The organism is Pseudonocardia sp. N23 (assembly GCF_002583555.1).
In the GTDB taxonomy this organism is placed as follows: Bacteria; Actinomycetota; Actinomycetes; order Mycobacteriales; family Pseudonocardiaceae; genus Pseudonocardia.
Genome location: NZ_BEGX01000017.1, coordinates 1 through 15419, shown reverse-complemented (window position 1 = coordinate 15419; position 15419 = coordinate 1). Strand labels below are relative to the sequence as shown.

17 protein-coding genes are annotated in these 15419 nt (G+C 73.2%); 10 read left to right on the top strand and 7 right to left on the bottom strand.

Going from position 1 to position 15419, the window contains the following annotated elements:
• Positions 1-113: 113 nt before the first annotated feature.
• The 4 genes from TOK_RS06495 (at position 114) to TOK_RS32395 (ending at position 3421) form a co-directional block, all read left to right on the top strand.
• Positions 114-1130 carry an alpha/beta fold hydrolase gene (locus tag TOK_RS06495; RefSeq protein ID WP_098956890.1) on the top strand — a complete coding sequence of 339 codons (1017 nt, stop codon included), beginning with the start codon at positions 114-116 and terminating at the stop codon, positions 1128-1130.
• A gap of 174 nt (positions 1131-1304) precedes the next feature.
• Positions 1305-2153 (top strand): GAF and ANTAR domain-containing protein, encoded by an 849-nt coding sequence (locus tag TOK_RS06490; protein ID WP_098956889.1) that lies wholly within the window; start codon positions 1305-1307, stop codon positions 2151-2153.
• A 4-nt stretch (positions 2154-2157) separates the two neighbouring features.
• Complete coding sequence (locus TOK_RS06485) at positions 2158-2955, top strand: GAF and ANTAR domain-containing protein (RefSeq protein WP_098956888.1); 798 nt, start codon at positions 2158-2160, stop codon at positions 2953-2955.
• Positions 2956-3244: 289 nt separating this feature from the next.
• Positions 3245-3421 carry a hypothetical protein gene (locus TOK_RS32395; protein ID WP_172457443.1) on the top strand — a complete coding sequence of 59 codons (177 nt, stop codon included), beginning with the start codon at positions 3245-3247 and terminating at the stop codon, positions 3419-3421.
• An 18-nt stretch (positions 3422-3439) separates the two neighbouring features.
• Here TOK_RS32395 and TOK_RS32390 read toward each other — a convergent pair whose 3' ends face one another.
• Positions 3440-3613, bottom strand: a complete 174-nt coding sequence (locus tag TOK_RS32390; RefSeq protein ID WP_098956886.1) for an RGCVC family protein — start codon at positions 3611-3613, stop codon at positions 3440-3442.
• A gap of 424 nt (positions 3614-4037) precedes the next feature.
• On the opposite strand from TOK_RS32390, the gene TOK_RS06470 reads away from it, so the two are divergent.
• Both TOK_RS06470 and TOK_RS06465 read left to right on the top strand, forming a co-directional pair.
• Complete coding sequence (locus TOK_RS06470; protein WP_216361874.1) at positions 4038-5210, top strand: DUF1611 domain-containing protein; 1173 nt, start codon at positions 4038-4040, stop codon at positions 5208-5210.
• Entirely contained in the window at positions 5207-6355 is a 1149-nt protein-coding gene (locus TOK_RS06465; protein ID WP_098956885.1) for an alanine/ornithine racemase family PLP-dependent enzyme, read from the top strand. Before TOK_RS06470 ends, TOK_RS06465 begins: the two co-directional genes overlap by 4 nt.
• Before the next feature lie 200 nt (positions 6356-6555).
• On the opposite strand, the gene TOK_RS06460 is transcribed toward TOK_RS06465, so the two are convergent.
• The 6 genes from TOK_RS06460 to TOK_RS06435 form a co-directional block, all read right to left on the bottom strand.
• Positions 6556-7674, bottom strand: a complete 1119-nt coding sequence (locus TOK_RS06460; protein WP_141566282.1) for a hypothetical protein — start codon at positions 7672-7674, stop codon at positions 6556-6558.
• Between the two features lie 50 nt (positions 7675-7724).
• The gene (locus TOK_RS06455) at positions 7725-8270 is read right to left on the bottom strand and encodes a hypothetical protein (RefSeq protein ID WP_141566281.1); all 546 of its coding nucleotides are present in this window, start codon (positions 8268-8270) and stop codon (positions 7725-7727) included.
• Between the two features lie 197 nt (positions 8271-8467).
• Positions 8468-9079, bottom strand: coding sequence for a HAMP domain-containing protein (locus TOK_RS06450; RefSeq protein WP_098956882.1), 612 nt, complete (start codon positions 9077-9079; stop codon positions 8468-8470).
• 158 nt (positions 9080-9237) lie between these two features.
• The gene (locus TOK_RS06445) at positions 9238-9792 is read right to left on the bottom strand and encodes a DUF2231 domain-containing protein (protein ID WP_098956950.1); all 555 of its coding nucleotides are present in this window, start codon (positions 9790-9792) and stop codon (positions 9238-9240) included.
• Between the two features lie 67 nt (positions 9793-9859).
• Positions 9860-11155: a cell wall metabolism sensor histidine kinase WalK gene (locus tag TOK_RS06440; RefSeq protein ID WP_098956881.1), complete on the bottom strand. Its 1296-nt coding sequence runs from the start codon at positions 11153-11155 to the stop codon at positions 9860-9862.
• Positions 11152-11886, bottom strand: a complete 735-nt coding sequence (locus tag TOK_RS06435; RefSeq protein ID WP_098956949.1) for a response regulator transcription factor — start codon at positions 11884-11886, stop codon at positions 11152-11154. Before TOK_RS06435 ends, TOK_RS06440 begins: the two co-directional genes overlap by 4 nt.
• 479 nt (positions 11887-12365) lie before the next feature.
• On the opposite strand from TOK_RS06435, the gene TOK_RS06430 reads away from it, so the two are divergent.
• From TOK_RS06430 to TOK_RS06415, 4 genes are read left to right on the top strand one after another with little or no spacing between them, the layout of a single operon-like run.
• Positions 12366-13301, top strand: coding sequence for an FAD:protein FMN transferase (locus TOK_RS06430; RefSeq protein WP_098956880.1), 936 nt, complete (start codon positions 12366-12368; stop codon positions 13299-13301).
• Positions 13274-13843, top strand: a complete 570-nt coding sequence (locus TOK_RS06425; RefSeq protein ID WP_253258215.1) for a ferric reductase-like transmembrane domain-containing protein — start codon at positions 13274-13276, stop codon at positions 13841-13843. The genes TOK_RS06430 and TOK_RS06425 overlap by 28 nt, the downstream gene beginning before the upstream one ends.
• Complete coding sequence (locus TOK_RS06420; protein ID WP_098956879.1) at positions 13840-15117, top strand: NADH-ubiquinone oxidoreductase-F iron-sulfur binding region domain-containing protein; 1278 nt, start codon at positions 13840-13842, stop codon at positions 15115-15117. Before TOK_RS06425 ends, TOK_RS06420 begins: the two co-directional genes overlap by 4 nt.
• Positions 15114-15365: a ferredoxin gene (locus tag TOK_RS06415; protein WP_098956947.1), complete on the top strand. Its 252-nt coding sequence runs from the start codon at positions 15114-15116 to the stop codon at positions 15363-15365. The genes TOK_RS06420 and TOK_RS06415 overlap by 4 nt, the downstream gene beginning before the upstream one ends.
• Positions 15366-15419: the final 54 nt, after the last annotated feature.

Here is a 15419-nt window from a genome sequence, read left to right as displayed (position 1 = left end):
CTGTCGATCAGCGGAACGGGCTACCCCCTGGGACGTCCTTCCGCCGGCACCCCGCGCGGTGGGTCCACCACGCGTCGCCGGTCGTCCCGGCGCGTCCCATCTGAAGGGGAGCCGTGCTCACGCTTCTCCGCCACCTCTGCGGCCCGGCCACCGCGTCCGACACCGACGGCGCCCGCCGTGCGGTGGTCCGGCGTCGTGAGATCACGCTGCACGACCAGCAGGTCACCTTCCTCGAGACCGGAACGCCCGGCGCGGGCCCGACCGTCGTGCTCCTGCACGGTCTGGCCAGCAGCTCCGCGACGTGGGCCGCGGCGCTGCCCCTGCTCGGGCGCGACGCGTACGTGATCGCGCCGGACCTGCTCGGGCACGGCGAGTCCGCGAAGCCCCGCAGCGGTGACTACTCCCTGGGCGCGTACGCCGCGGGCCTGCGCGACCTGCTCGTCGCACTCGGGCTCGACCGGGCCACCGTCGTCGGGCACTCCTTCGGGGGCGGGGTGGCGATGCAGTTCGCCTACCAGTTCCCCGAGCACACCGAGCGGCTCGTCCTCGTCGCCAGCGGCGGTCTGGGCCCCGACGTCACGTTCGCCCTGCGGGCCGCGACGCTCCCGGGCGCCGCCCTCGTCCTGCGGTGGGTCGCGGCGATCACGCCCGCACGGGTGTCCGACGCCGTCCACCGCACCGCCCCCTTCCTCCCGGGCCTGCCCGTGGCCGACATCGACGGGGTGTCCTACGCCCTGACCTCCTTCGCCGACCACGACGCCCGGCAGGCGTTCGTCCACACCGTCCGCAGCACGCTGAGCTGGTCCGGCCAACGTCTCGACGGCACCGACCGGCTCTACCTGCTCGCCGACGTCCCGGTCATGTTCGTCGCCGGAGGCACGGACGCTGTCATCCCGGTCGCCCACACCCTCGCCGCGCACGAGATCCTCACCGGCAGCCGCCTGGAGCTCTTCGACGACAGCGGACACTTCCCGCACTCCGAGCACCCGGCACGGTTCGCCGCCGCGCTGCTCGACTTCGTCCGGACCAGCCCGGCGGCGCGACCCGACGTCGAGTCGCTCCGGCGTTCCCTTCGCCGGCCCGGCGGGCGTCGCGACGAGCCGACGACGATCGGCGACACCGCGGGATGAGGTCACGGCCCGCAGCCCTGCCGTCAGCCCTTCCGGCGGTACGGCGGCCCACGAGCGGGTAGGTTGCCCTCGAGTCGGCGCCCGGTCGCGTCCCCGCCTCGTCCACCCATCGGCAAGGGCGGGAGACCACCGTGAACCGCACCGGACCACCCCGCCGGAGCATGCGGTCCCCGCGTGGCTGAACGTGGCGCGGTCACCGGGCGCATCGCCCGCCTGGTCGCCGAGGACCTCGACGAGGAGACCCTCGCCCGCCTGGTCTGCCAGGCCTGCGTCGACGACCTCGACGTCGACGGGGCCGCGATCTCGGTCCTGCCCACGCGCCCCTCCCGGCGCACGCTGTGGGCCACCGACGAGACCGCACTAGCCCTGGAGGACCTCCAGTTCACCCTCAACGAGGGCGTCTGCATCGAAGCCGCGACGACCGGCCTCCCCGTCTCGGTGTCCGACCTGGCCCGCACCACCGCGCACACGTCCTGGCCGGTGTTCGCCGCCGAGGTGGCCACCCGTACACCGGCCAAGGCCCTCTACGCGCTGCCGCTGTACTGGGGAGCGGTGACGATCGGCGTGCTGGACCTGTACCGGCGCCGCGCCGGTGCGTTCCCCACCCGGCAGTGGCAGGACCTGCTCGGCGTCGCCGAGGTGACCGCACTCCTGCTGCTCCGGCGACGGACCCGTCCCGGTTCCCGGCCGCCTCCGGTCGACGACCGCACGAGCGCCGGAATCGGCATGGACAACGCCATCGGGGATGGCACTCTCGACGGTGTCGGCGACAGCCGTCGGGGGAACCCGGCGGCGGACGGCGGCCACCGCGGACACGGCCCGGACACGGCGATGGGTGACGGTGTCTTCGGTCGGCCCGAGATCCATCAGGCCGTCGGGATGGTGCTGGTACAGCTGGGGATCGGTCCCGAAGAGGCGCTCACCCGGATGCGGGCCCGGGCGTTCGCCGAGCAACGCATGCTTGTCGACGTCGCCAGGGACGTCGTCGAGCGGCGGTTGGTGTTCACCGAGGAGATGAGGTAGGCCGATGCAGTTCGAGCCCCAGGACCCGGCGGCGCGCGCCCTCACCGGAGAGAGCCGCGAGCAGCAGATCTCGCGGGCCTTCGTCGAGCTCGCGGACACCCTCGTCGACGACTACGACATGCTCGACCTTCTCGACCGGCTCGTCGCGCACAGCGTGCTGCTGCTCGCCGCCGACGCCGCGGCCATCATGATCGTCGACCCCGACGGGGAGCTGCGCACCGTCGCGGCCTCGAGCGAGGACGCCCAGCTGATGGAGCTGCTGCAGCTCCAGTCCGGTGAAGGGCCGTGCGTCGAGTGCGTGCGGACGTCGACCCCGGTGTCGGTGGAGGACCTCGCCGCCACCGACCGGTGGCCGACGTTCGTCGCCGCGACCACCGCGGGACGCACGTACCGGTCCGTCCACGCGATTCCCCTGCGCCTGCGCGGTCAGGCGATCGGAGCCATGAACCTGCTGCACCGCGTACCGGGCCCGCTGCCCGGGAGCGACCTCGCGCTCGCGCAGGCGCTGGCCGACGTGGCCACGATCGGCATCCTCGCCGAGCGCACCATCCGCCGCGGCGAGGTCGTCGCCGAACAGCTGCAGACGGCACTCAACAGCCGGGTCATCATCGAGCAGGCCAAGGGCGTCATCGCGCAGTTCGGGGCGCTGCCCATGGACCAGGCCTTCGAGCGTCTCCGCAGCTACTCCCGGCGGAACAACCTGCGCCTCGTCGAGGTGGCACGCGGTGTGGTGGACGGCCGGCTCGACCCGCGTCCGGTGGTCGCCGGAGCCCGGACGAGCGGCGCCGACCGGCCGCGCTGACCACCGGATCGGACGTTTCGTCTGGCCCACCCACCGGCCCGTCCGTAGACTCCCGATCTCCGGGACGCACCACGCGCCCGGACCGACGGCACTCCTGACCCCGGCGCCGGCACCTCACGCTGGGGGAGCCATGAGCGGGCGAGGCGCGCACCGGGGCGGGGACCACCACCGGCAGGCCCCGCGTCCACCGGACGCCTTACAGCCCGGTCCCGGCCGCAGCGCCGCGGCACGGACCCGTCTGCACTCGTTCGCCGAGCTCTACGACCGGTCCGCCTCGACCGTGTACGGGGTGCTCCGACACCGGCTCGGCCCGCGGCGGGCCGAGCTCGCCACCGAACGGATCTATCTCCAGCTCTGGCGGTCGGCCGACTTCGACGTCACGGGCTCCGTCGCGACCCTCCTGCTCGAACTCGTCCGCCGGCACCTCACCGATCCGGTCGAGCAACCGCGGGCGCCGCGCCGGTGACCGCGACGACCGATCGGGTCAGCCTGTGCTGCAGGCGCAACCGCGGTCGAGCGAGCGCTCGGCCGTGACGGCGCAGAAACGCAGGCCGATGCGGTCGTGGGCCGCCACGTCGTGCGGGCAGGCCGGGCAGGTCACCCGGGAGTCGTCGATCACGGGTCGGGTCTGCTCGACGGTCGGTACGGAGTCGTTCATGCGTTCCCGTTCTACGAGGGCCACGTGGGGTGCGGACCGGGAGCCGAACGGAGGGCGTCGTGCCCGTCCCGGAGGGCGCCTGATGGCGCACCGGAGTCACGGGCGGAGCCACGTCGCACGAAGGCGACCGTCTCCAACACTATTCGCCTCGGCCTCGAAACGCCCGGCCGACCCGTTCACGTCACCCGTCCGTCCATCGAATCCGGGTGCGCTGCGCCGACGTCCGGGTGACGCGAGCCACGTCGCGGGAGGGGTCTCGAGCGGGCTCAGGACGGCCGGAACGAGGAGCGGGTAGGTTCCGATCGGGTAGAGTTGACATGTCGGTAATCTTGCCGACCCTCAGGGCAGACCACTCGCTGACCGTCGGGCTCCTCGCCCCGCCACGAACCCGTCGCCTTCTCTGAGACTTCTCAGAGGATCTGCATTGTCTTCGCTCATCGGTGGTATCCCGTTCTCCGACGCGTCCGAACAGAGCGAGTCGACCGCCCCCGCGGTCGCATTCGCGCTCCCCGTCGGATCTTCGGCGATCGTCTACTGCGAGGCCCTGTTCGGTGAGCAGGACGGCAAGACCGCGAACGGCCTGGTCCGGCACTCGGAGAAGTACGAGATCCTCAGCGTCATCGACAGCCTCCGGGCCGGAGCCGACTCCGGGCAGTTCCTCGACGGTGTCTCGAACGGCATCCCGGTGCTGGCGTCGCTCGTCGAGGCCATCGCGCACGCCGGCCACGTGCCCGACTACCTGATCTGCGGGCTCGCGCCCGCTGACGGCCTGCTCTCGGACGCCCAGCGGGTCGTGCTGCTCGACGGCATCGCCCGCGGGATGCACATCATCAACGGCCTGCACGAGTTCCTCAACGACGACGCCGAGTTCGTCGCGGCAGCAGTGATCGCGGGCGTCACCATCACCGACGTGCGTCGCCCGAAGGACAAGCGCGACCTGCACCTGTTCTCCGGGCGGATCTTCGACGTCACCTGCCCGAGAATCGCGGTCCTCGGCACGGACGGGGCGATCGGGAAGCGCACCACGGCCACCCTGCTGGTCCAGGCGCTGAACGCGCGCGGCATCCGGGCGGTGATGGTCGGCACCGGTCAGACGACGCTGATCCAGGGCGGGAAGTACGGGGTCGCGCTCGACGCACTGGTCCCCCAGTTCTGCTCCGGCGAGGTCGAGAACCAGGTCGTCGCCGCGTTCGAGGGTGAGGACCCCGACGTGATCGTGGTCGAGGGCCAGGGTGCGCTCAGCCACCCCGCCTACCTGACCTCCGCGCACATCCTCCGCGGCAGCCGGCCCGCCGGCGTGATCGTCCAGCACGCGCCGAAACGCACCATGCTCGGCGACTTCCCGATGGTGCCGATGCCGACCGTGGCCGGCGAGATCGCCCTGATCGAGGCGTTCGCCGACACCCGCGTCATCGGGGTCACGATCAACCACGAGGATATGATCGACGACGAGCTGAGCACCTCGATCGCCGAGCACCACCACAGCCTCGGCCTCCCGGTCACCGACCCTCTGACGCGACCCGCCTCGGACCTGGTCGACATGGTGCTGGCCGCGTTCCCCGCACTGGCGACGGCCGACCCGATCATCGCGGGGTGACCGCGCCTCGGATCGAGGCCGATCTCCACAAGATCGAACGGAACACCCGGATCCTGGTCGACCGGCTCTCCGCCGTCGGCATCCGCGTCACGGGGATCACGAAGGCCGCGCTGGGCTCGCCCGGGATCGGCGCGGCCATGCTCCGCGGTGGTGCGAGCGGCCTCGGTGACTCCAGGGTCCCGAACCTCGCGCGGCTCGCCGGGTCGGACACCTCGTCACGGCGCACACTGATCCGCTCCCCCATGCTCAGCCAGGTGGCGCACGTCGTCGGGGTCGCCGACGTCAGCCTGAACACCGAGTCCGTCGTCCTCGACGCGCTGGACCGTGCGGCGTCCGGTCAGCGGCGGACCCACGGGATCGTCCTCATGGTCGAGCTGGGCGACCTCCGCGAGGGCATCGCACCCGACGACGTCTCCGAGGCCGTCCGCGCGGTCCTCGGGCATCCGTCGCTGCGGCTCGTGGGGCTCGGCGGCAACCTCGCCTGCCAGAACGGTGTCGTGCCCGACGACCGGAACATGGGCGTGCTCACCGCGCTCGTCGACACCGTCGAGGTCCGCCACCACATCTCCCTCGACGTCGTCTCCGGCGGCAACTCGGCGAACCTCGGCTGGGCCCTGGCCACCCACGAGATCGGCCGGGTCGACGAGCTCCGGCTCGGCGAGGCGATCCTGTTGGGCGTCGATCCGTTGTACCGGACACCGATCCCGGGTCTGCACACCGATGCGTTCTCCCTCGTCGCCGAGGTCATCGAGGTCGCGGTGAAACCGGCCCGGCCGTGGGGGGACCGTGCCCAGGCCGCCTACGGCGAGCCGCCCGCACGCACCGGCACCGGCACCGTGCGCCAGGCGATCCTGGCGATCGGCCACCAGGACGTCGACCTCGACGGGCTCCAGCCACCCGCCGGCATCACGATCCTCGGGATGAGCAGCGACCACCTGGTCGTCGACCACGGCGACCACGCGATGGCCGTCGGGGACGAGATCGACTTCGGGGTCGGCTACGGGGCGCTCGTGCGCGCGATGACGTCGCCGTTCGTCACCAAGGTCGAGCAGGCGGGGCGGCACGTGCCGCCGGCCGAGCCCCGTTCCCGACCACGCCCGGACCCGTCCGTTCAGCGTGATCGTCCGGTCCTGCGCTCGTCGTGACCGGCACCCTGCGGCCGTCGCCCACGCCCTGATCGACGGCGCAGCGGGCGACCGTCCCGCACGCGGGCGGGCGGAGAACGGCTTCGCGCTCACCTACCGGCGCTGACGTGGCGGGTCCCTCGATGCTGCGGATCGGCCGGCGCGCTCCTCGACGACGCGGCGGCCGACGGTGCAGGAGCACCGTCGGCCGCTGATCCCCCTCACGAGAGGCCGACCGCCGCCGTGCGGTCGCCCTCGGTGGCCTGCACGTCGGGGTCGAACCCGTTGCCCGGCTTGTACTTGACGAGATCCTCCGGGGTCATCGGTACGGCCTGCTTGACGTAGATCACGGGCCGGGTCAGGTCCGGGGAGTCGAACGAGACGCCGTGGAGCTTCCAGGTCGTGTTGCCCAGCGTCACCGTGAAGTCGCCGGTATCGCGGACCACCGGGTCCCGGACGTCGAGCCAACCCTTGTGGTACGCGGGGAGGTTCAGCGTCTGCGAGATCGAGAACTGGTGCTCCTGGGTCCAGGTGTGGCCGTAGGTCGCCGAGAGCGAGACCTCGACGATCTTCAGCAGCGTGGCCTGCACGCTCGCGCTGAGCTCGACACTGTGGGTGACGCTCGCGGTGTCGGTCCAGGTGTACTGGTCGAACTGCTCGAGAGGGGTGTTGTTGTAGACGATCCCCTTGGCCGGGTGCATCCCGGTGTAGGCGTTCTTGTCCCGCCCGGTGGGGACGAACGTGCAGGTGGCCGAGGGGTTGCCGGCGCAGAACCGGTCGAGGATCTCCGCCTGCTGCTGCCCTTGCCCTGCCGGGACGTCGACGACGGTGCCGGGCATGTCGAGCACGGTGAGCTGGTCGCGGCCTGCCTGCACCTCCCCGAGGCCGGGTGAGATCGCCGCCTCCGAGGCGATGGAGGGCCCGACCGGGTTCGTCTGGAAGACCTTCATCGTCGCGTGGTAGGTGCCGATCGGGGTGCCCTGCGCATCGAGCACCGCGAACTGGGCCTTGATGTCGCGGTACGCGCCGTAGAGCCAGGTCACCTCGAAACGTGTGGAGAAGCCCGGCTCGACCGTGCTCCCGATCGTCGGCACCCCGTCCTCCTGGTGGGTGTTCCCGGCGACGGACAGCAGCTTCAAGGGATGGCTGCTGAGGTTGGTGATGGTGAAGCCTCGGGTGTAGGTCGCCGACAGCTCGCCGTCGCCCGGGGTGTCCGACCGGGTGGCAACCGCCACCGATGTCGTGGACCCGGCCGCGGCGGCGGTGCCGGCAGCCAGTGGCGCGAACAGGAGCGTGGAGGCAGTGACCGTTCCGAGGAGGACGGTTCCAAGGGTTCTCATGGGAGATCGGCTTTCTCGTGGGATGGACGACGAGTGGGTTTCCCGGGCGGTCAGAGGTGCTGCGCGTCCGCCGCCGCGGGCACGCGGTCGAACACCTCCGAGAACTGCGGCTCCCCGTACACGTGGTCCGGCTTGATCAGGCCGAGCTGGTCGGGGATCTCCCGCACCTCGAAACCGGTCAGGCCTGCGCCGCCGTCCACCCGCAGGACCGGGCGGTAGAGGCCGATGTTGTGACCCTGCGGATTCGAGACCGTGAAGTACACCTGCAGCTCGCGCTGCTCGAAGAACCGGTAGGTGACGTTGAAGGCGATGGCCTTGCCGGGAGCGACGACCGCGTCGGGCAACGGCAGTTCGTCGTCGTCGTGCGTCCCGTCGTAGCCCGCGAGCGCCATCGTGTAGCTGCTGTTGTTGATGATGACGAAGGTGCGGTGGTAGACGGCCTGGGACGCCGAGGCGTCACCCTCGACGGCTGCGGTCGTCGGGGAGACGGCCGCGGCTGTGGTCGACGGTGTGGCAGCGGCGGCGGTCACGCCGACCGTCCCGAGGAGCGCGGCCGCCGTGACCGTGACGGCGGTGAGCTTGGCGATCATGTGCATGATGTCTCCCGGCTGAGGCGTCGGATCGCGGTGCGTCCGGCGGCGGTGTGGTGTGCGTCGGTGCTGCACCCACCGTGCCGTCGCCGGCTGCCGCGACCGGTCGGTCCACCGACGGACGCAGCGGTGGATGCGCACCTCCGCCGATCGGGGGACAGCCGTCCGTCACCGGGATGCGAGGACCCACGCGGTACACCGGCTCATGTGGCCTGCACGTCGGCGACAGCACCGCGCGAGCAGGTCCTCCACGGTGTGCTGCAGCCCGTCGGCCGAACGAACCGCGTCACCGATCGCGGCGCGCAGTCTGCGGCCGGGTCGTCGAGCGCGGTCTCCAGGGTCAGCCGCAGGCCGGCCAGGGCGTCCGCAGCTGGTGTGACGCGTCGGCGGTGAACGAGCGTTCGCGCGCGACGAGCGTCCCGAGTCGGTCGGGCCGTGGTGTCCAGGTCGGCGCCGACGGAGTCGATCTCCGGGATGCCGACACGTCGCGTGCGCGCGGTGAAGTCCCCCTCACCGAGGCGGCGAGCGGCCGACGACGGCTGCTCCAACGGGCCCGCGAGCCGTCCCGCCTGCTGCCTGGCCACCACCCAGACCGCGACGAGGGCCGCCACCGCGGGAGTGGTCATCGCCGCCCACACCAGGACGCGCAGGTACACCTTGGCGCGCGGCCCGGCGACACGGATCGCACCCGCACGCGTGTACGTAGGCGGCCTGGCCGATCTGCTGCCCCACTCATGGGTGCCGCCGCTGGCGCAGGTCGGGTCTAGCACACCGCCGTCGACCACGACCACGACCACGACCACGACCACCAGCACCGCACGCCCGATCCCGCGGCGTCGCCGGTGCCGCCCGCGGGCCGGCGTCGGCCAGGTGCCGTCGAGGATCTCGGCCGACCGGGTGGCGTCGGGGCCGGCGGTGCGCGGCGAGGGCCACGGGGAGCTCCGGCGGGACGTCGGACGGCGCGGGACGGAGCTCAGTCGGCAGGCCGACCGGCGGGCCGCGGTTGGGGCGCGTAGGTGACCTCACCCCAGGCCGCGCGGGCTCCACTGTCGCCGATCCGGACGACCTGCACCGCGGAGACGACGGCGAACACCACGGTGAGGACGGCGAGGACGGCGATCCCGATCCGGGCCTGTCCGTCACGGATCCGGGGCGCGGCCATCGTGCCGGGACCGGCGTGGCGTGCGGTCGCGGTGACGGCGTCGGCGGACCGGCGGCGCAGGTGGTCGAGGAGGACGAGGCCCAGCACGAAGATCAGCATCGGCGCGACGAAGATCAGCAGCTCGTCGCCGAGCTGGGTGTGGGTCTCCATCGCCGCCGTGCGGGGGAGGTTGTGCTCCAGGCCCTCGCCCGTGCTGGTGGCGATCGGGATCGCGAGCGTTCCCAGCGCCGTCACCACGACGACCGGCCATCCCCAGCGGGGGCGGAGCCTGGGCCACACCGCGACGAGCACCGCTCCGATGACTGCGGCCGGGACCAGGACGACGACCGCGTGTACCACCAACGGGTGCAAGGGGATTCCGAACATGAACGTGGGCAACGATCGGCCTTCCACACTGCGGTCGGGGGACGTCGCCGATCGTCGCGGTCGATTCTCAGAGATTCCTTGGAGCGCCGGGTTCCGGGACGGCCTCGTCGGCACCCGGGTCGGTCGCGGTGGGGAACGTGAGCCGGAACGCCGCCCCCCGCGCCGTCGCGCCGGCCGGATCGGGACCGGGTGTGACGAGGGCCACGCGACCGCCGTGGGCCGACGCGATCTCGGCGACGATCGCCAGGCCCAGCCCGTAGCGGCGCCTGCCGGGATCGGCGGGCCGCGACGCGGTGGCGAAGCGGTCGAACAGCCGCGGCGCCAGTGCGGGGTCCACCCCGGCCCCGTCGTCGGCGACCTCGACCACCGCAGTGCCGTGGTCGTCGCGCACCGCGACGGTGACGACCCGGCCCGCGTGCCGGACGGCGTTGTCGGCCAGTGCCGTGACGGCACGGCGCAGGGCCGCGGCCGAGCCCAGGACGTACACGGGCCCCGCTGCGTCGAGGCGCAGGTCGATCTGGTGATCGGCGGCATCGGCCGCGGCGGCGGCGAGCACACCGCGACACAGGCCGGTGAGGTCGACGGGCTCGCGCGGGCGGACACCGAGCGGGTCCGCCGCGAGCAGCAGATCCTCGAGGATCGCGGTGAGCCGGCCGGTGTCGGCGACGACGCCCTCCACCTCGGCCAGCAACGCCGGGTCCGCGTGCGGGTCCCGGCGGAGCCTGCGGCGCAGCAGCTGCGCGCGGGTGTCGATCAGCGTCAGCGGCGTGCGCAGCTCGTGGCCGGCATCGGCGACGAACCGGCGCTGCAACGACAGCGCCGCCGAGAGCGGCGTCAGGGCGCGATGCCCGAGCCACGTCCCGGCAGCCCCGGCGACGAACAGGCCTGCGATGCCCGTCGCGAACATGGTGGCCAGCAGCCGGTTGCGGGCGGAGTGGTTCGCGGTCAGGTCGAGGATCGCCTGCACGGTGACGCCGTCGTCCCGCAGCTCGGTGGCGATCTCGTACTGGACCTCGTCCACATTGCGCTCGACCGTCGGGGGTGCGCCGCCCGCTGCCGCCTCGGCCACCGCCCTCAGGTCGGCGACGCCGTCGTGGAGTCCCGGCGACGTGGTGATCTCGCCGGTCTGCTCGCGCAGGACCAGGTACATGCCGGACGGCGGGTCGGCGACGTCGTCCGCACGGTCGATCGCGTGCTGCAGCTGGGCTGCCACCTCCGATCGCTGGGCCCCGAGGAGCACCGCGACCGCCACCGCGGTCAGTGCGACGACGATGAGCCCGGCGAGCACCGCGGCCTGCACGCCGAGCCGGACGGCGGCCCGTCGGGCCAGCACGGCCTCACCGGTCGGTCCGGTCCGGCTCACGCCACCGGCCCCTCGTCGGCCCGCACCGCCACGGTGCCGAGCCGGTAGCCGCGCCCACGCACCGTCTCCACCACCCCGCGGCCGAGCTTGCGACGCAGGTAGTGGACGTAGGTGTCGACGACGACCGGGTTCTCGGCCTCCGGGAAGGCGAGCGTGAGCAGGTCGTCGCGACCGAACACCTGCCGGGGCCGGGCGGCGAGGGTGGCCAGCAGATCGCACTCACGCTCCGACAGCGCCGTCCGGGTCGATCCGGAGACGACCTGGCGGGAGTCGAGCTCGAGCCGCGCGTCGCCGACAGGCAGTGCACGCGCGGTGTCGAGGTGGCGGCGGCGCAGCGCGCGCAGCCGGGCGAGCAGTTCGTCGATGTCGAACGGCTTGGCCAGGTAGTCCTCCGCCCCGGCGTCGAGCCCCGCCACCCGGTCGGCCGGGTTCCCCAGCGCGGACAGCACCAGCACCGGAGTGGTGAACCCGCTGCGCCGCAGGCGGGCGAGCAGGTCGAGCCCCTCGACGGCGGGCAGCCCGCGATCGAGCACGGCGACGTCGTAGCGCCTGGTCAGGCCCAGGTGCAGGCCGGTGTGCCCGTCGGCGGCGACGTCGACGACGTAGCCCTCCTCCCGGAACAGTCCGGCCAGCATCGCCGCCAGCTCGGCCTCGTCCTCGACCAGCAGGACCCGCGTCGCGGTGGCGTGGCCGGCCGCATCGGGCCCGGGGTGGGTGCTCACAACGGCCATCATGGCCAACGGCACGCCCGCACGGTTGCGACCCACCCGCCACGACAGCCCACGAGGCCCCGGCGGCCTCCCAGGAATCTCCAAGAACACGAGCGTTGTGTGGGTGGCGTGCACCCCTCCCTCCACGCCCGTGCCGAAGCCCGCGACCGCGGACTCCGGCGGGCATCCACCGCCACCGGTTGGGCAGCGTTCGGCGGCCTCGCCGCCACTGCCCTCGCCGCGTTCGTCTTCGCCCAGAACCCCGCGGCCGCAAGCACCGCCGACGACTCGGCGATCGGCAGTGTGACCACACCGGACACGGCCCCTGCATCCTCAGCCCCGACGACCGCCCAGCCGGACCCGACGACATCCACTCGACACGCACGCGCTTCGCACCGCGCGGCGGCGGGGTCGGCGCAGGGGCTCCAGCCACCCACTGCACCGGTCGCGCCCGTCGCCCCGTCCTCGGGTGGGCACTCGCACGCGACGTCGGGAGCGTCGTGACCGGAACGCTCGTCGTGGACCCGGCAGCGACCGAGTCGTTTGCGGCGATCGGAACCACCGCGACCGTCGTGGTCACCGACCGCACCACGTTGCCCGCCGCGGTCACGCTCCTGCGTGCCGACCTGGACGACCTCGACCGGACCTGTTCTCGCTTCCGCTCGGACTCGGAGATCCGCGAGGTCCAGCGGCACGCAGGGCGTCCGGTCCAGGTCGGCGCGCTGCTCGCAGCGCATCTGGACGCCGCGATGCGGGCCGCGGCACTCACCGATGGTCTCGTCGACCCGACCGTCGGAACCTGCATGGACGCACTGGGCTACGACCGCGACTACGCGGAGGTGGCCGACTCCGACGCCGCCCTCGACGCGGTGCCCGCCGCCGGCTGGTGGCGACTGCTCTGGAACCCGGATGACGCGACGCTCGTCGTCCCCCGCGGCGCGCGGGTCGACCTCGGGTCGACTGCCAAGGCACTCGCCGCCGACCACGCGGCGGCCCGGATCGCCGACCGGACCGGCAGCGGTGTACTCGTCGCCCTGGGCGGGGACCTCGCCGTCGCCGGACCGCCACCGCCGGGCGCCTGGCGCGTCCGCGTCACCGACGACCACGCCACCGACGGTCCCGGTCCGGTCGTCAGCATCTCCTCCGGAGGGCTGGCGACGTCCGGCACCCTCCGCCGACGGTGGCGGCGCGGCGGGGCGCAGTGCCATCACGTCGTCGACCCGCGGACCGGCCTGCCCGTCCGGGGAGGATGGCGGACGGTCAGCGTCGCCGCCGGGTCGTGTCTCGACGCGAACATCGCCACCACGGCATCGCTCGTGATGGGGCGAGCTGCGCTGCACTGGCTGTCGACGGCGTCCCTGCCCGCGCGCCTGGTCGACGACGGCGGCCGGGTCACGACCGTCGGCTCTTGGCCGGCGGACCCCGGGCGGCGCTGATGTGGACCTGGTACGCCAGCCGCGCCGCCGGCCTCGTGTCCCTCGTGCTGCTCACCACCACCCTGTTACTGGGTGTGTCGGGCATCGCCCGCGCCGCGACGACCCGCTGGCCGCGCTTCGCCCTGAACCGGCTGCACCGCAACGTCTCGCTGGTCGCGGTCGTGTTCGTCGCGCTGCACGTGGTCACCGCGGTCCTCGACGGCTACGTCCCGATCCGGTGGATCGACGTCGTCGTCCCGTTCATCTCGGCCTACGAACCGTTCTGGATCGGGCTCGGCGCCGCCACTCTCGACCTGCTGCTCGCCCTGGTCGTCACCAGCCTGCTGCGCACCAGGATCGGACTGCGCGCCTGGCGCGGCATCCACTTCGCGGCGTACGCCTGCTGGCCGCTCGCCGTGGTGCACGGCCTCGGTATCGGCGGCGCCGACTCGACCACCGGCTGGGTCCTCGTCCTCACCCTCGGCTGCGTGGCGCTGGCCGCCATCGCGCTGCTCTGGCGGGCCCTGATCTGGTCCGACGACACCCGGGAGCCGACACCGTGACCACCTCGCCCGACGTCTCTCACGCACACCGCCTCCTCGCACCCTGGTACGTCGACGGGGGCCGCGACGACCTCACCGCGCACCGTCGCCGTCACGGCCCCCTCCCGGCCCCCGACGTGCGCACACTCGTCGACTCGATCGCGGCCGCGGGCCTGCGCGGCCGTGGCGGCGCCGGGTTCCCGACCGCCGCCAAGGTGCGCGCCGTCGCCGCGTCCCGGTCCCAGCGGGTCCGGCGGCGTGCGCCCGTCGTCGTGGCGAACGGCTGCGAGGGCGAACCCGCGTCCCGCAAGGACTCCGTACTCCTGCTGCACTCCCCCCACCTGGTGCTGGACGGCGTCGCCGTCGCCGCCCGGGCGCTCGGCGCGACCGACGCGTACCTGTGCGTCCACGCCGACGACCCCGGGCTCGACGCCCTGCAGGCCCAGGTCGCGAACCGGGACGACGCGGTGCCGGTGCACGTGGTGGCTGTACCCGCGCGCTACGTCGCGAGTGAGGAGTCCGCGCTGGTCCAGTACCTCTCGGGTGGTCCCGCACTCCCGACCACGACCCCGCCTCGGCCCGCCGAACGCGGCGTCGGCGGCCGTCCCACCCTCGTCGACAACGTCGAGACCCTCGCCGACCTCGCCCTGATCGCCCACCACGGACCGGAGTGGTTCCGCAGGACCGGGACGGCCGACCTGCCCGGGACGTTGCTGGTCACCACCGGTGGCGCGCTGCGCAGTCCCGGTGTCGACGAGGTCTGCGCCGGGACGACCGTCCGCGACGCGCTCGACCTCGCCGGCGGACCCACCGAACCCGTCCACGCGATCCTGAGCGGCGGCTACGGCGGCGCCTGGCTCGGGCTCGACGCACTCGACACCCCCCTCGACCACGGCCCCATGCGCGCAGCCGGATCGGTCCTCGGGGTCCCGGTGCTGCTCGCCCTGCCCACCCGCGTCTGCGGGCTCGCACAGACCGCCCACCTCCTCGACCACCTGGCCCGGGAGTCCGCGGGCCAGTGCGGCCCCTGCACCTTCGGCCTCCCCGCCGTCGCCGACGACCTCGCCGCCCTGGTCCGCGGCGGGCCCGACGCACCCGACGCCCACTCCCGGCTCGTCCGCAGGCTCGGCGTGATCGCCGGCCGCGGTGCCTGTTCCCATCCCGACGGCGCGGTCCGGCTCACCCGCAGCGCGCTGCGTGTCTTCCGGTCCGACGTCGACGACCATGTCCGAGGCCGCCCGTGTGCCGGAGCAGCCGCCCCGAGCGCCTTCCCTCTGCCGTGGACCGGCCGATGAGCGGTCACCGGACCCGGTCGGAGTTCGTCCTGCGCGTCGACCCCATCGCCTGCGCCGGGCACGGACTGTGCGCGCACCTGCTGCCCGAGCACATCGCCCTCGACGAATGGGGCTACCCGGTCATGGCCGGGCAGCGCGAGACCGGCCCACTCGAACCAGCCCTCGCCGGGCTCGGGCGACAGGCGGTCGAGGCCTGCCCGACACTGGCCCTCCGCCTGCGCCGCACCGTGATCGAGGTCCGGGACTGAGGGACTGTAAAACCAACGGTGTAACTCCGATCGAGGAGGAAGCACACGATGGCT

What these genes read in the sequence shown, in the direction of transcription:
- TOK_RS06485 (WP_098956888.1), top strand. Translation starts at nt 2,158, where the DNA reads ATGCAGTTCGAGCCCCAGGACCCGGCGGCGCGCGCCCTCACCGGAGAG.
- TOK_RS32390 (WP_098956886.1), bottom strand. Translation starts at nt 3,613, where the DNA reads ATGAACGACTCCGTACCGACCGTCGAGCAGACCCGACCCGTGATCGAC.
- TOK_RS06460 (WP_141566282.1), bottom strand. Translation starts at nt 7,674, where the DNA reads ATGAGAACCCTTGGAACCGTCCTCCTCGGAACGGTCACTGCCTCCACG.
- TOK_RS06455 (WP_141566281.1), bottom strand. Translation starts at nt 8,270, where the DNA reads ATGCACATGATCGCCAAGCTCACCGCCGTCACGGTCACGGCGGCCGCG.
- TOK_RS06445 (WP_098956950.1), bottom strand. Translation starts at nt 9,792, where the DNA reads ATGTTCGGAATCCCCTTGCACCCGTTGGTGGTACACGCGGTCGTCGTC.
- TOK_RS06435 (WP_098956949.1), bottom strand. Translation starts at nt 11,886, where the DNA reads ATGGCCGTTGTGAGCACCCACCCCGGGCCCGATGCGGCCGGCCACGCC.
- TOK_RS06415 (WP_098956947.1), top strand. Translation starts at nt 15,114, where the DNA reads ATGAGCGGTCACCGGACCCGGTCGGAGTTCGTCCTGCGCGTCGACCCC.